Consider the following 14,310-nt stretch of genomic DNA (forward strand, 5'->3'; position numbering starts at 1 on the left):
CTGCTGCTGAGGAGGAACCTGCTGCTGAAGAAGAACCTGCTGCTGAGGAAGAACCTGCTGCTGAGGAAGAACCTGCTGCTGAGGAAGAACCTGCTGCTGAGGAAGAACCTGCTGCTGAAGAGCCTGCTGGGGACGTTCAAATCTTCCAAGGTTTAGACAGTATTCCCGTTCAGTAAATTCAAATTGCCTGAAAAAGAAGCACAATATTTGCAATCTGGCGATCGCGCTTCTTTTTCCTCCTTCAATTAACCCAAAGTCCGCACCTTGCTTTATGCAGTGCGGGCTTTATTATTGATCCAGAGAAAGCGATCGAGAATAAATAACAAACAACTAATATGACCAGAAAACGCTTAATTTTGCTCTTTTTAACGGTTTTTGCGATCGCAAAAATCTTTCTTTCTTTGGGGGCGAGTTGGAACGAACCGCAAGTCCAAAGCCGCTTGCAGTTGTTTCAAACCGATCTCGTCCTACACGGAGCCGAGTTTGCAACAGAACAAGGCGATCGCTTAACAGCTTTATTGGGAAAGGATACCTATCTTGAGGCGCAAAAACAATATGAAAAGGCGAAAAAGGAGGTCGAACAAAATCGCGATCGACTGCAAGCACAATTAGCACCTGAAATATCGTCCCCCGATCGCGGACAAGCTGTCGAGTTTGTCGAAACTCCTCAACAAAATCAAATCTTAGAGGCGATCGCCCAGATCGATCGCGAAATTGATGAATTAGATGTTAACGTAGGCATTCTGCAAGCCTCAAGAGGGGAACTCAAAACAGCGCGAGAAACGTGGCAGAATGTGCAGGGGCGATCGCCATCCTTTAATATTGCGAATACTGTCGGCACCCTACAAGGATTATGGCAAGAACCAATGGATATTGCCTCAGATGCGGAAATAACCCTACAAAACAACCTCAAAGGCTGGTTTCGCTTTCAAGCCTTAAGTCGATTATATGAAGGTACGCAACAAGAAAAAGCGCTATCTTCCCTGCAAGCTGAAGAAGAGGCTATATCCCAAGGGGCGATCGTAAAACTCGCTTTTATTGCGGGAATTCCGATCGTGGGTGGAGTTTTTGGTATTAGCTTGCTGCTTGTTTTGTTAGCACAATGGATTCTACAAAAAGAGCGATCGCTACTGGGAACCAGTGCAAAAGGTTGGGAAGTAGCTTGGGATGGAGAGGTAACATGGCAAGTTTTAATCGTGGGCTTTTTTGCCCTCTCCCAGTTGATTCTACCGTTGGTTATACCGTTGGCGATCGCATTACTTGGCTTAAATATTGCTGCTTTTTCTTTGGCAGAAAAGGCGCTTTATATTCTCATTACCTATTTATTGATGACGATGGGAGGGTTCAGCGTTCTCTATTTTTCCATTCGTTCTTTTTTCCCGCTTCCTGAAGGTTGGTTTCGCTTTCAATGGTTGAGTAAATGGGTTCTTTGGGGAATGGGGGGGTATTTTGTGGCGGTTCCTTTAGTGCTGATTGTTTCCCTAGTTAATCAGCAAATTTGGCAGGGACAAGGGGGAGGAAATCCGATTATTCTTTTAGCATTACAAGCACAAGATCGCTGGGCTTTATTCCTTTTTTGGATTACTGCTGCTCTCGCTGCACCTGTTTTTGAAGAAATTATGTTTCGCGGCTTTTTACTCCCTTCTCTCACTCGTTATGTTCCAGTTTGGGGAGCGATCGGCATTAGTGGTTTAATCTTTGCGATCGCGCATTTAAGCCTTGCAGAAGTTTTACCTTTAACGGTGTTGGGAATTATTTTAGGATTTGTTTATGCGCGATCGCGCAATCTCCTTGCATCTATTCTTCTCCACAGTCTTTGGAATAGCGGTACTTTACTCAGTTTATTTATTCTGGGCAGCAATACTTAAATATTGTTTGATTAAGCGAGTAATTCATCAACGGCGATCGCAAATCCTGCAAGAATCTTTTGGGTTCTTGCTTCTTCCCCACTGCGATAAAAAACCTGTTGTTCATTTGTAATTGTAATCACCCATTGACTATCAGGAAAAATAACCCAAACTTCCTCACATCCCGAGTCTAAATATTCCTTTACTTTAGCAAATACATCTTCAGCGCGATCGGTTGGCGAAACAACTTCAGCAACTAAAATAAAACTCTGAGATAATGCGGTAAACTCCTCAAATTGAGTGACAAGTTCTGGGGTGAGATAAGCCAAATCGGGACGGCGACCTTGCTCATTTGTTCGGCAGGCTGTTTCAGTATAAACCTCTCCACCCTGGCCGCTTGAATTTTTGTAGTTAAACCAATACGCTGCTAATTTTGCCTGAATGCGACCGTGTTTAGAACCCATGTAATTTTTCTCAATAATTTGACTATTGACCCATTCCGTCCCCTCAATGGGTTCTAAGAGCCATTCTTGTAAAGATAAAACTTGTTCTACAGATTCTGTTTGAAAATTCTCTTGAAATTTTTCTTGAAAATTCTCTAAAGGTTTTTCTACAGATTCTTTTGGAGGAGAGAGAATTGGAGTTGCAACCATTACTTTAATTCCAAGATAGTTATAACTAGGAAAACATTATATCATTTTATCGCGCTTTCATGCCAGTTTCTTAATAAATATTCAGATAGAAAAGTAAGAGCAACAAAAATCAGAACACCTAACACCGTTGTCATTAATAATGCGGCAAACATTCGCGGGATTTGGAGATTGTAACTAGACATCAGAATCTGATAAGCAATACCCGATCGCGATCCCCCCGTACCAGCCACAAATTCCGCTACAATTGCCCCAATTAACGATAAACCACCACTAATTCGCAATCCTCCTAAGAAGTAGGGTAATGCACTCGGTAAGCGCAAATAAATTAACGTTTGCCAGCGCGAGGCTTTGTAGAGTTTAAAAACATTTTGTAAATCGCGATCGACGCTATTTAATCCTAAAGTCGTATTAGAAACAATGGGGAAAAAAGCCACGATCCAGGCACAAATTACTAAAGCCGCAAAAGTATTATTTCCCGACCACATAATGATGAGAGGCGCGATCGCCACAATAGGAGTGGTTTGTAAAATGACAGCATAGGGAAAAAAACTACGTTCGATCCATTTACTCTGGGCAAATAAAATAGCAATAAAAAGCCCCGATCCTGTTGCAGCTAAAAAAGCAAAAATTGTAATTTGTAAAGTGATTAAAAGAGCCGGAAAAAGAGTTGGCCAATCTTGAATTAAAGTTTGCAGGACTAAAAAAGGACCTGGCAATAAATAAGTAGGTAACTCCATAATTCTCACAAATCCTTCCCAACCCAATATGGCCAAAATACCGACAATAATAGGGGCAATAATATCGGGAGAAAGAATTTTTTGAAAAAGGCGATCGCCGGAGAAACGCGACGAAACAGAATTTGTTAATACTTCTGGTTTTGTTATAGATTGAGGAGATGTTTTCATAGCAATTATCAAAAGAACTGAGTCAAACAAAGAAATAATTAGAAATAATTATTCAAGATTGCATTGCTTCTCGTAATTTAAGAGAAACTTGCCGACAATATTCATTACAGATCGTCGAAGTCCGAAAATCTTCACTGCGAGGATAAGGTGCAGAAATGGGAATTTCAGCAAAAATAGAACCGGGATGAGATGACATCACCAAAACTCGATTAGATAAATACACTGCTTCGTAAATATTATGGGTGACAAAAATAACCGTCCAATTTTTTTCTTGCCAAAGTGTTAAAAGTTCGCTATTTAACTTTTCTCTGGTTAGTTCATCTAATGCCCCAAAAGGTTCATCCAGCAGCAAGATTTGCGGTTGCGTAACTAAAGCTCTGGCAATAGAAACGCGCATTTTCATGCCTCCAGAAAGTTCGCGAGGATAGCATTTTTCAAACTCTGTTAAACCGACGAGATCGATCGCTTCTCGAACTAAAATATTGCTTCTATTGCTAGGAATTCTCGCTAATTTTAATGGCAAGTATATATTATCTCTTACTGTTGCCCAAGGCATGAGGGATGCTTCTTGAAAAACAAAGGCGAGATCGCGATCGCGCAATTTACTTTGGGTTATATCGCTATATTTCTCACCCCATAACATATTCCCCGAACTTGCTGGCTCTAAGCCTGAAATTAGTTGCAATACGGTGCTTTTTCCACACCCTGAAGCCCCAACCAAGCTGACAAAATCCCCGGCACAAACTTGTAAATTCAAATCTTGGACAGCGACAGTATTATTAGGGTAGGTTTTGGTAATGCGATCGAGGGTTAATACGGGATATTTTTCCATATTATTTATTAATTCTTGGCGAGTAGCTATCAATATATTCTATTCTAATGCTTTGCCTACAAAATCTAAAGTAAAGGCTTTTTGATAATCAGTATCTGGTTTAAAGATGCCAGCATCTACCATTGTATCAAAAAATGTTTTCCAGCGTTCTTCAGTCATTAAACCGATTCCTTTTTCTTTGGTTTCTTCAGACAAAATAATGTCATATTCTTTGATTTTTTCAAGACTATAGGCAATTAGTTCATCGGTCATTTCTGGATTATCTTTCTTAATCAGTTGATTTCCAGGTTCTGGATTTTCGAGATAACTGTACCATCCTTTTATCGAAGCATCCACAAATCTTTGTACTAAATCAGGATTATTTTCAATCATTTCCCGACGAGTTTCAATCGTCGTTGCATAAGGTGTATAACCATAATCCGCAAGGAGAAAAACAAGGGGTTTAAATTTACCTTCTCGTTCAATTTTTAATGGTTCCGAAGTTAAATAACCTTGTTGAGAGGAATTTTTATCGAGTAAAAAAGGTCCAATAGTAAAGTTATAAGGACGCTTTTGATCGTCAGTAAAACCATATTTTGCCTTGAGAAATGGCCAATAAGTTATATTGGCACCCGATGCAACATAAATCGGTTTACCTTTTAAATCTCCTAATGTTTTAATGCCCATATCAGGGTGAGAAATCAACACTTGGGGATCTTTCTGAAAAATAGCAGCAACGGCAACAATAGGAATGCCCTCTTCAGCCCCTTTAAGCGTCCCTAAACCTCCTCCCATAAAAAAGTCGATCGCGCCAGACATTAAAAGTTGTATACCATTAACCTGAGCGCCTCCCATTTTAATTGTCACATCTAAGCCATATTCTTCATAAATACCCGTGGCGATCGCTTGATAAAATCCCCCATGTTCCGCTTGAGCGTACCAATTTGTACCATAGACGACGCGATCGAGGCCAGATTTCTCTTCCTTTTTTGGCGATGACTCAGAGACGCGATCGCCACAAGCAGCAAGCATTGTTCCAGTCAGTGCAAGAGAACTATAGCGAATGAATTGACGGCGCTTCCAATTAATTTCTTTCATCGGGTAATTTTGCGGACATTTAACGAATATATTTAACTTAACATAGGACAAAATCATGAAACTATCCACGGCGTTTATTTCTGCACTAGACTATCTTGAAGGCGAAAAAACGAGCAATATTCGCCATGAATATCTTGGTGGTCAAATATTTGCCATGTCTGGTGGTAGCGAAGAACATAACCGTATTACCCTCAATATTGCTAGTCTCTTAAACTTTCGCTTACGTGGGAGTGGTTGTAAAACTTTCATGTCAGATATGAAAGTCAATATGCCTATGGCTCAAAATACGGCGGATATTTTTTATTATCCCGATGTCATGGTGACTTGCGATCGCCAAGATACGGAAAAATATTATAAAACTCGTCCCTGTTTAATTATTGAGGTGCTTTCCCCTTCCACTCAAAGTTTAGATCGGCGAGAAAAACGGTTAAATTATCAAACTTTGCCCAGTTTACAGGAATATATCCTCGTTTCTCAAACGGAGATGAAGGTAGAAGTGTATCGACGGAATGCGGCAGGAATTTGGTCTCTCGAAATCTTAGAAGCGGATGATATTTTAGAGTTAAATTCGGTGGGTTTAACCTTGACAATAGCAGAGATTTATGATGAAGTTCTGATTTAATTGAGAGATCGTTCGATCGAAAAGAGCGAATTGCATCCCTAAGATTCAATCTTGACCTTATTACGATAGAAAGCAATATAACCTTCTATCTTTTTTGCTCTTTCCTTTGCTTGAGGATAGTACCAAGCTGCATCTTTAATCTCATTTCCCTCAACAACGACGTTATAATAGCTGGCAAGTCCCTTCCAAGGACAAGTTGTTTGAGTATTACTTTCGGTAAAATAGTCTTTATTGATGGAGTCTGGAGGAAAATAGTAATTTCCTTCAACTTGTTCGCAATTGTCGCTTTGAGCAAGAATTGTTCCGTTTAACGTTACTGTCGGCATGGCGATCGCATAATCTCAATAAAATGACTTCTTTATTATCTCTCATTTCGCGAAAAATCTGACAAAATTTAAGAAGAAAGATATTCATCAAGAGTATTCATCTCAGACTCTGCGATCGTGGGGGCATATAATTCCTTATGCTGAGAGAAAATTCGGTAAGCATCAAGATTATCTTCTTCACCGGAATGGTTAGATTTTTTCGATTTGACGCGAATCAGATTATATTGAACATCATTATCAGCATAAATGGAAAAAGTAATATTAAAAATCTCAAAGAAATTAACCACCCACTGACTATCTTCGTTAGGAAACTGCTGATAATAACGAATCAGATCGGCAATACGATTTTCCAGATGAGTGCGAGAATTAGGACAAATTAAAACCAACTTTAAAAGTACCATTACCAACGTTAAAGGATTACCTTGAGAAAGCAAAAAGACAAAAGTTTCTGAAGGTTGTTTTTCTTCTTCTGTAGTTAAATAGCCAAAAATTTTATTGCAGGTTCTCAGGATTAATGCCTCATTTACAGTCTCATAATCTTTATCAACATAGAGTTTTTCCAGTTTGCGACTGAGATTTGTTTTCAGAATTTCAACAATGGTTTGTTTCTCGACAGAGTAAATCAAATAATGAAGTAAAGCAGTTTTAAATTCTTGATAACTAATGCCTTCAATTTGTTTGATAAAAATATGCGCCAAATTAGTATGACTAAACTGCCCGCGTTTCGCTACAATTTTTTTGATTAAGCGTAAAACATTAACCCCCAAAGCCGTCGGATTCTCGACCTTAGTAGGATGTTGGTGTTCTAATTCCGAACGTGCTGTATACATAGCCAGATCGAATTTAAAGCTATCTTTTAACTGTTTGCAAAGCACTCTTGCGGCCTCTCGCTGTTCCGGAGAATTACTCGAATCGCTATACTGGGAAACTAATAAATAAGAAGTGTAGCGATTGCTCCAATGTTGTTGAGGAGAATCGGTATTGTGTCTAGAGATAAAAAGTTGAAGTTCTTGATAGCCTGGGCTTTCAAGAAAAAACTTCAACCAAGACTTTAAGCGACGAGTATTTCTCTTATGTGTTGGTCGAACCGTAAAATTAATATCGGCAAAACTTTCTACTAATAGACAGATAGGAGAGGATTGTCTCTTTGTTTCCCAATTGTTAATGAGAATATAACAACAGCGCTTTAATGTATTGACAAACTCCTCGCGATCGTTCTCCGACAAAATGCGAGAAAGGTCGGTAAATGCGTCAATATTATTAGGTGTTGATTGATAATCGAAGAATAAACGCTTGAATTCAATTAAAGCGTCCTCTGGTGCAAAGTAACGAACAGTTTCTAAGAAAAATTGGTAGATCATATTCTGCGTCCGTATCCCTCATTAGTTGTTCGAGCCGGACGATCGCAACCTGAGATTACAGGAGTAACTATGAGACAAAATGCTGAAATTTGCTACGATCGCTATCCGTATTTTCCGCGATCGCGATCGCGATGACAAGTTGTAGCGATCGCCTCTCTAGATTACGATTGTCTTTTAACCCGTGCGATTTTCTCTTCTAAGTCCCGAATCTGACGTTGTAGCGTCTCGATTTCGTTCTCCGAATCAGAAGTAGAAACATTGACAGAACCTTCTCGAGTCACATTTTTATAGTTCCCCTGACGAATCTGGCGATATTGTTCCGATCGCTCCCATTCCTGCAAATAATGCAAACGTTCTACAGGAAAAGGGTGAGAAAAGAAAACCCCTTGACCGCCGTTATAAATGAGAAATTTGTAAACTTGGTTCAATTCATCGCGATCGAGTTCCTGATATTCTTCCGACTGGCGAATAAACTCATCGAGACTGCATTCGTGAGCATATTTTTGCACCCCTCCCGCCACCTTCATCATAGTTCGCATTACCAGTTCTAGGTCATCCATCACCAATAATGCGGCGCGATCGGCTGATAATTCCGCTTTACGTCGCCACTCGTAAAAGGCAACAATCAGACCGCTACTCAAAATATTACCCAAACCAAAGGTGACATCCCCTAAAAATTGTGTTGCCTGCATTGCCCAAACTGCCATTTGCGAGAGGACGCTATGATCGCACTTAATATGTCCTAGCTCATGAGCGATAACCGTGCGAGTTTCTGCTTCATTGAGCAAGTCTAATAAACCGGAATGCACTACCAAACAAGGATGATCTCGACCCAAAGAGAAACTATTCACCTGGGGATTTTGGGTAACAAATAGCTTAGGCTCGTGCGTCACACTTAAATCTCGAACGCATTCGCGAAAAATACCGTAAAGTGTAGAATATTGGCGAGGACCGACTTGAATGCTATTTCCCAATAAATTAATGAGCCAAGGACGTTCGTGAAAATATTCGACAAAATTCTTGGCTAATAGATCGAACCCCGGCACCCTGCGGAGGGCGGTTTCAGCTTGGTAGTCGAGAGGGTGTTTAAAGGCTTCGCTAGATATTCCGGGATAAGTCGGCATGGAAATTTTCCCCATATTTTGGCTGTTATCTCTAATTTAATCAATAATAGGGGCGATCGAATCAGTTATTTTTTCCAACTATCAACTATCAACTATCAACTATCAACTATCAACTATTCAACCAGCCTTCTAATAGTTCTTTTGCCGCAGAGGTTGAAGATTTAATTTGTACAATTTGATAGCGTATGGGTTCGGGTTCATCGAGTATAACTTGATAGGTTTGTAATATTTCTTGATGAAATACTGTTAGTGCGATCGCATCTCCGGCTTGATAGTCCCGCAAGCGTTCGTTTAAATTATCGTGAGTTACTCGAATTCCATCAATCGCCAAAAGTTCGTCACCAATATCAATCCCGACTTTAGCCGCAGGGGAATGATCCCAAACAAATTGAATTTTAGTTTTTTGTTCCTCTATAACTGTTTTAATGCCTAAATACGGATAGGGATTTTTCTCAAGAACGCTTTCTATTTTTAAGCCAAAAGGTAATAGATATTCATTAAATGGTAATTTACCCATTTCTTGTAAATACTTGTGGAAAAAGTCGCTTAAATCTTCTTCAGCAACGGATTCTATTACTGCTTGCAATTGTTGCGGAGTGTAGCCAATTTCCTCTTGGCCAAATTTCTCCCACATGATTTGCATCACATCATTCAAAGATCGCTCATTCTTATATTTGCGACGAATACGAAGATCGAGTAGGAAAGATACCATTTCTCCTTTCAAATAATAGGAGATTTGAGAATTATCGCTATTGGGATGTCTTCGATAGAGTTTGATCCAAGCATCAAAACTCGATTCGCTTAAAGATTGTACATTGCGTCCTGGAGTTTGCAAATAACGAGTAATATCTTTATTGATGGTATCAAAAAAGGTTTTGCGATCGTAGACTTTTGCCCAAAGGGGAATGATTGTGTCGTAATAGCTTGTTGCTCCTTCACAAAACCATAGAGAAGTGGTATAATTTTCGCGAGTATAGTCGAAGGTTTCTAGGGCTTTAGGACGAATGCGCTTTACATTCCAGAGGTGGAAGAATTCATGAGCAACTAGCTGTAGGAAGCGATTATAGCGTTCTTTATTACGAAATCCGAAGCGATCGTAAATCAAAGAACAGCAATTTTTGTGTTCTAAGCCACCAAAGCCATCGTTGTTTAAATGTAGGAGGAAAATATACTCGTCATAGGGTAAATTCCCGTATAACTTTGCCTCGGTTTTAATGATCTTTTTCGTATCTTCTATCAGGCGATCGCGGTGTAAATTTCCTTCTCCCCAAATTGCCCATTGATGGGATTTACCCAGCACTTCAAAATTGTAGATTATTTGCTGGCCAATCTCGAAGGGACTATCAACTAAAACGTCAAAATTTTCGGCAATAAAAGTATTTTCTTGTCCTTCAACCTTTGGTAAACTGGTCGTCACGTGCCAGTCGGGATGAGGTAGCGCGATCGCAATTTGATAAGGGTTATTTTCCCAACTGGGAATAAAGAAAAAGAGGGATGCACCATTAAAATAACCGTGAGTGCGATCGAGATGATTAGTTCGTACAGTTAGTTCGTTAGCATAAATGCGATAATATACCGTTATGCTAGTGGTATCCTCAGTATCGATTTGCCAGTGATTTTTCTCCAGTTTGCGGACATGAAGACTCTGTTTCTCGTTTCCTGTTGTGGCTTTAAAGTCTTGGACGTGGCGCGAATATTCTCTCACTAAATAAGAACCGGGAGTCCAAACTGGCATTTGTAGATTAAGCCGATCCGATCGCCAGTTTTCAACTTTCAATGTCACCTCAAATAGATGATTCTGCGGTTCTGGCAGGGCAACGCAGTAAGATAGAGTGGGTGCAGTGGTTGTAGAGGTGCGATCGCGAAGAACTGTAGCTTTAGTCATTAACCTTTTAATTAACTTATCGATTTAGCTCATTAATTAGCTTAACAATTTATTTAAGCTGTTTGGTTTGATTCTGTCTTAATATTCCGTCTCAATGCACCTATTCTCCTTTGCAGTATATCATCAAACGGGAGACGGCAAAAATCAATTATTCTTTGATGATATCTTGTAAGCGAAAGAAGGCGATTTGGGAAATTTCCCTTAAAGCCTGTTTCTGTTCTGTTTGTGCATCATTTTTTAAGCGGGATTCAAAGGCTTCAAGAATACTGGTTTTGGTATGATTTTTGACAGCAATGAGGAAAGGAAAGCCAAATTTTTCTCGATAGGCTTGATTGAGATTGTTAAAACGCTGAAATTCTTCTGGGGAAAGACAATTTAAACCGACTCCTTTTTGTTCTTGTACCGATGCTTCTGCCATTTTAGCTTTACTGCCTAGATCGGGGTGCGATCGCATTAATTCAAGTTGCTTTTCTGCACTCAATTCATTCATCACAAAAACCATCTTTTCATGTAGACTATTAGTATCTTGAAAAGGAAGACTCTCCCATGTTTTTGCCGCAATAGAAGGAGTTTGTTCAAAAATATCCGCTAAAACATTTGTAAAGGTTTCTTGACTCATTTGATTAAGTTCTGCGATCGTATAAGACATATCTTAACTTCCTCGATAAGTGCTATAAGACCAAGGTGAAGTGAGTAAAGGAACGTGATAATGGGTATGGCGATCGCTAATGCCAAAGCGAATGGGAACGCTATCTAAAAAAGGAGGATCGGGCATTTCTACGCCTTTGCTTTGAAAATATGCCGCAACTGCAAAGACTAATTCGTAAACACCCATTTTTAATTCTGCCTCAACTAATAAAGGGTTGTTCGTGCGTCCATCAGAGTTGGTTTCAATTTGTTTTAATAGAGTCTTTGTATTAGAGTCCGGATCGATCTGCCATAATGCGATCGCCATCCCCGCAGCCGGGCAACCATTGGCTGTATCGAGAACGTGAGTCGTGAGTTTGCCCATAATTTCAATTAAGCGCTAGGGTTGACTTGGGTGCAAGTTTAACAAATTTTACTATTAAATTAAATCAAGGAGAGAAAATGGGAAATACCGCATTGGTAACGGGTGCATCGAGTGGCATTGGTGCGGAACTGGCTCGATTGCACGCTGCAAAAGGTGGGGATATTGTACTGGTTGCCCGTCGTGAAGATGCGCTTAACCAGTTAAAATTGGAGTTAGAGCAAGCCCATGGTATCAAAGCAACAGTCATTGTCGCCGACTTAGCAGAACCCGATTCTGCCGAACAAATATTTGCAGCGACGGAAGCGGCGGGGATACAAGTTGATATCCTGATCAATAACGCTGGTTTTGGCGGTCACGGAAAATTCCACGAACGCGATCGCGCAAAAGACCAAGCCATGATGCAGGTGAATATGGTGTCTTTGGTTAACCTCACGCATCTATATTTGCAAGGGATGGTCGATCGCAATTCTGGAAGGATTCTGCACGTGGCATCCACCGCAGGTTTTTTACCCGGACCACTACAGGCAGTTTATTACGCCACCAAAGCCTTCGTACTCTCATTTTCTCAGGCGATCGCCCAAGAACTTGCCGATACTAATATTACCTCAACGGCGCTTTGTCCCGGTGCTGTTGCCACTGGCTTCGTTGCGGCAGGAAATCTCGAAGGAAACTCGTTGTGGGATAATGCCGCATCCCCCGAGTCCGTTGCGCGGTGCGGTTATGAAGCGATGATGAAAGGCAAGTTAGTGAAAATTAACGAGCGATCGCTGAGTTTCATATTGAATTGGGTTTTCCCTTTTCTACCGCGAAAAACCGTGTTAAAAATATCGCAAAAGTCTATGGAAAAAAAATAAGATATTTCTTGCCCTAGTTTTTTGTCAGAAAAGAATATAAAAAAGAGGAAAAATCTTGTCCTAAATGATTTGATTTGCTATGAAGGGTAAGAAGGAAATTCTTAACTCTCAATATCCCATGTTCAAACTTTGCGAGATGTTGTCAAAATCAAGTGCGATCGCCTTATGCTTCGCCCTGTGTACTGCAAGTAGCGCGATCGCCATCGAGATTCTCCCCATCGATTCCATTGATGGTGAAGCGATCGATAGTCTGGAAACCGATCCCCTCGCAGAATTAACCTCAGTTCAGCAACTCTCCGATGTAGAACCGACAGATTGGGCTTACGAAGCCTTAAACTCTCTAATGGAGCGTTACGGGATTATTGCCGGCTACCCCGATCTAACCTTTCGTGGCGATCGCGTTCTCTCTCGCTACGAATTCGCTGCAGCCTTAAACGCCCTCACCAGCCGTCTTGAAGATATTCTGGCAAAAACCACCTCAGATTTAGCCCTACAAGAAGATATTGCAACTCTGCAACGACTGCAAAGCGAATTTGCGATCGAACTAGCAACTCTCGGGACTCGAGTGGATGCCCTCGAAAGTCGCGTCACTCAACTGGAAGAAAATTCTTTTTCTACAACGACCAAACTGAATTGGGCAGCTTTCATTAGTCCTGCGCTGATGCTCGCTTCCGGAGATAGTGTCAAAGCAGAAGGAACTCTCCCACCTGGAGGTCGTTTCCGAATTGCCTCCCGAGATGCCACGACGAATGAACCTGTTGTTGATATTGTGACCGATGCGCCAGAATTTAACGTCAGCAAAGCTAATTTAATCACTTTTGCAAGCTCCTTCACCGGTCGAGATGCTTTAATCATTAACTTGTTAGAAACCAATACCGATCCCCCTCAACTTCAATACGCTTCTGCAAATTTTTCTGGAACTTTTGGGACTCATGTTCTAGAAACGAATCCTGTCGGGCCCATTCCTGATAATTCTTTAGCTCTGTTAGAACTCTTTTATAAGTTTCCCATTGGAGACTCTCTTGTTGTTACCGTTGCTCCAAAAATTTATTCTTTCCGTGCTTTTGATGAAAATCTCTACACGGGTTTTTTAAATGGAGCAGCAATGACTAATTCCCTTATTTCACCTTTATTTCTCAATCCCGATCGCGGATCCGGTGTATTAGTCGATTGGAAAATCAGTTCTCAATTGGAATTGCGTTTTGCCTATCTCTCTGACAATGCAGAAAGTGGAGAATTCTTAGATGCTTTGGGTAAATTCTCTAATCTTACCGCCCAATTGAATTGGCACGTGAGCGATCGCGCTACGATTCGAGTTGCCTACGATCGCGGTCTACTATTAGCCACACCTCCTGGTTCAGTCATTCCAGGAAGACTAACTAATGCAGGACGAGGATTTGTTGATGATGGATTTGGTGGCGAACTTAAAGATACTTTCACGCATAATTTTCTCTTCAATTTCGACTGGACGATAACAGATAAGTTTGGTCTTTTCGGACGCTATACTTACAGCACTGCTCATTTAACACCAAGGAGTGCAAGCCGCAGTGAAAGTGATATTTCGATGCAATCCTTTCAATTTGGGTTGGCCTTTCCGGATCTAGGGAAACAAGGAGCTTTAGGAACGCTTTCTTTTGTTGTTCCTTTGAACATTATCTCAGGGCGAGAATTCATCATATCGGGGAATGGAGATGGCGGCACAGAATTTAACATGGAAGCCACTTACTTTTTCCCCATCACCGATAATATTTCAATTGTCCTATCTATCTACGGTGTGATTGGTGCTAATAACTTTAGTAGCAATCCTTTTAT

The 14,310-nt window shown here is 40.7% G+C and carries 15 protein-coding genes; 5 read left to right on the forward strand and 10 right to left on the reverse strand.

Annotated features, from left to right (window positions below):
• The first annotated feature begins 335 nt into the window (after window positions 1–335).
• On the forward strand, window positions 336–1,868 hold the full coding sequence (locus tag VB714_RS04950) for a type II CAAX endopeptidase family protein (protein WP_323221767.1): 1,533 nt from the start codon (window positions 336–338) through the stop codon (window positions 1,866–1,868).
• 11 nt (window positions 1,869–1,879) lie between these two features.
• On the opposite strand, the gene VB714_RS04955 is transcribed toward VB714_RS04950, so the two are convergent.
• Genes VB714_RS04955 through VB714_RS04970 form a run of 4 tightly spaced genes read right to left on the reverse strand, consistent with a single transcriptional unit; the run spans window position 1,880 to window position 5,314 of the window.
• On the reverse strand, window positions 1,880–2,500 hold the full coding sequence (locus VB714_RS04955) for a Uma2 family endonuclease (protein ID WP_323221769.1): 621 nt from the start codon (window positions 2,498–2,500) through the stop codon (window positions 1,880–1,882).
• Between the two features lie 41 nt (window positions 2,501–2,541).
• Window positions 2,542–3,405, reverse strand: a complete 864-nt coding sequence (locus VB714_RS04960) for an ABC transporter permease (protein WP_323221770.1) — start codon at window positions 3,403–3,405, stop codon at window positions 2,542–2,544.
• Window positions 3,406–3,457: 52 nt separating this feature from the next.
• Window positions 3,458–4,237, reverse strand: coding sequence for an ABC transporter ATP-binding protein (locus VB714_RS04965; RefSeq protein WP_323221772.1), 780 nt, complete (start codon window positions 4,235–4,237; stop codon window positions 3,458–3,460).
• 39 nt (window positions 4,238–4,276) lie between these two features.
• On the reverse strand, window positions 4,277–5,314 hold the full coding sequence (locus VB714_RS04970; protein ID WP_323221774.1) for an ABC transporter substrate-binding protein: 1,038 nt from the start codon (window positions 5,312–5,314) through the stop codon (window positions 4,277–4,279).
• A gap of 55 nt (window positions 5,315–5,369) precedes the next feature.
• Between VB714_RS04970 and VB714_RS04975 the strand changes: the two genes are divergently transcribed.
• The gene (locus VB714_RS04975; RefSeq protein WP_323221776.1) at window positions 5,370–5,936 is read left to right on the forward strand and encodes a Uma2 family endonuclease; all 567 of its coding nucleotides are present in this window, start codon (window positions 5,370–5,372) and stop codon (window positions 5,934–5,936) included.
• Window positions 5,937–5,974: 38 nt separating this feature from the next.
• Here VB714_RS04975 and VB714_RS04980 read toward each other — a convergent pair whose 3' ends face one another.
• Together VB714_RS04980 and VB714_RS04985 are read right to left on the reverse strand one after the other, a co-directional pair.
• A complete protein-coding gene (locus tag VB714_RS04980; protein ID WP_323221779.1) occupies window positions 5,975–6,262 on the reverse strand; it encodes a DUF427 domain-containing protein in 288 nt (95 codons plus the stop codon).
• A 68-nt stretch (window positions 6,263–6,330) separates the two neighbouring features.
• Entirely contained in the window at window positions 6,331–7,623 is a 1,293-nt protein-coding gene (locus VB714_RS04985; RefSeq protein WP_323221781.1) for a hypothetical protein, read from the reverse strand.
• Between VB714_RS04985 and VB714_RS04990 the strand changes: the two genes are divergently transcribed.
• Window positions 7,612–7,758: a hypothetical protein gene (locus tag VB714_RS04990; RefSeq protein WP_323221783.1), complete on the forward strand. Its 147-nt coding sequence runs from the start codon at window positions 7,612–7,614 to the stop codon at window positions 7,756–7,758. The genes VB714_RS04985 and VB714_RS04990 overlap by 12 nt on opposite strands.
• Window positions 7,759–7,784: 26 nt before the next feature.
• Here VB714_RS04990 and VB714_RS04995 read toward each other — a convergent pair whose 3' ends face one another.
• The 4 genes from VB714_RS04995 to uraH form a co-directional block, all read right to left on the reverse strand.
• A complete protein-coding gene (locus tag VB714_RS04995; RefSeq protein ID WP_323221785.1) occupies window positions 7,785–8,747 on the reverse strand; it encodes a M48 family metallopeptidase in 963 nt (320 codons plus the stop codon).
• Between the two features lie 109 nt (window positions 8,748–8,856).
• Window positions 8,857–10,632 carry a M61 family metallopeptidase gene (locus tag VB714_RS05000; RefSeq protein ID WP_323221787.1) on the reverse strand — a complete coding sequence of 592 codons (1,776 nt, stop codon included), beginning with the start codon at window positions 10,630–10,632 and terminating at the stop codon, window positions 8,857–8,859.
• 148 nt (window positions 10,633–10,780) lie between these two features.
• The gene (uraD, locus tag VB714_RS05005; RefSeq protein WP_323221790.1) at window positions 10,781–11,281 is read right to left on the reverse strand and encodes a 2-oxo-4-hydroxy-4-carboxy-5-ureidoimidazoline decarboxylase; all 501 of its coding nucleotides are present in this window, start codon (window positions 11,279–11,281) and stop codon (window positions 10,781–10,783) included.
• Window positions 11,282–11,284: 3 nt separating this feature from the next.
• A complete protein-coding gene (gene uraH / locus VB714_RS05010) occupies window positions 11,285–11,647 on the reverse strand; it encodes a hydroxyisourate hydrolase (protein WP_416309607.1) in 363 nt (120 codons plus the stop codon).
• 74 nt (window positions 11,648–11,721) lie between these two features.
• On the opposite strand from uraH, the gene VB714_RS05015 reads away from it, so the two are divergent.
• Together VB714_RS05015 and VB714_RS05020 are read left to right on the forward strand one after the other, a co-directional pair.
• Entirely contained in the window at window positions 11,722–12,498 is a 777-nt protein-coding gene (locus VB714_RS05015; protein WP_323221793.1) for an SDR family oxidoreductase, read from the forward strand.
• A 118-nt stretch (window positions 12,499–12,616) separates the two neighbouring features.
• Window positions 12,617–14,310 (forward strand): iron uptake porin (locus tag VB714_RS05020; protein WP_323221795.1); only part of this gene is annotated, 1,694 nt, incomplete at its 3' end.

It is taken from the genome of Spirulina sp. 06S082, assembly GCF_034932145.1.
Lineage (GTDB): Bacteria > Cyanobacteriota > Cyanobacteriia > Cyanobacteriales > Spirulinaceae > CCY15215.

Bases quoted from the DNA above. Each gene is read 5' to 3' on its own strand.
- VB714_RS04985 (WP_323221781.1), bottom strand. From the start codon at position 7,623: ATGATCTACCAATTTTTCTTAGAAACTGTTCGTTACTTTGCACCAGAG.
- VB714_RS04995 (WP_323221785.1), bottom strand. From the start codon at position 8,747: ATGCCGACTTATCCCGGAATATCTAGCGAAGCCTTTAAACACCCTCTC.
- VB714_RS04955 (WP_323221769.1), bottom strand. From the start codon at position 2,500: ATGGTTGCAACTCCAATTCTCTCTCCTCCAAAAGAATCTGTAGAAAAA.
- VB714_RS04950 (WP_323221767.1), top strand. From the start codon at position 336: ATGACCAGAAAACGCTTAATTTTGCTCTTTTTAACGGTTTTTGCGATC.
- VB714_RS04970 (WP_323221774.1), bottom strand. From the start codon at position 5,314: ATGAAAGAAATTAATTGGAAGCGCCGTCAATTCATTCGCTATAGTTCT.
- VB714_RS04975 (WP_323221776.1), top strand. From the start codon at position 5,370: ATGAAACTATCCACGGCGTTTATTTCTGCACTAGACTATCTTGAAGGC.
- VB714_RS05000 (WP_323221787.1), bottom strand. From the start codon at position 10,632: ATGACTAAAGCTACAGTTCTTCGCGATCGCACCTCTACAACCACTGCA.
- VB714_RS04980 (WP_323221779.1), bottom strand. From the start codon at position 6,262: ATGCCGACAGTAACGTTAAACGGAACAATTCTTGCTCAAAGCGACAAT.
- VB714_RS04960 (WP_323221770.1), bottom strand. From the start codon at position 3,405: ATGAAAACATCTCCTCAATCTATAACAAAACCAGAAGTATTAACAAAT.
- uraD (WP_323221790.1), bottom strand. From the start codon at position 11,281: ATGTCTTATACGATCGCAGAACTTAATCAAATGAGTCAAGAAACCTTT.
- VB714_RS04965 (WP_323221772.1), bottom strand. From the start codon at position 4,237: ATGGAAAAATATCCCGTATTAACCCTCGATCGCATTACCAAAACCTAC.
- VB714_RS05015 (WP_323221793.1), top strand. From the start codon at position 11,722: ATGGGAAATACCGCATTGGTAACGGGTGCATCGAGTGGCATTGGTGCG.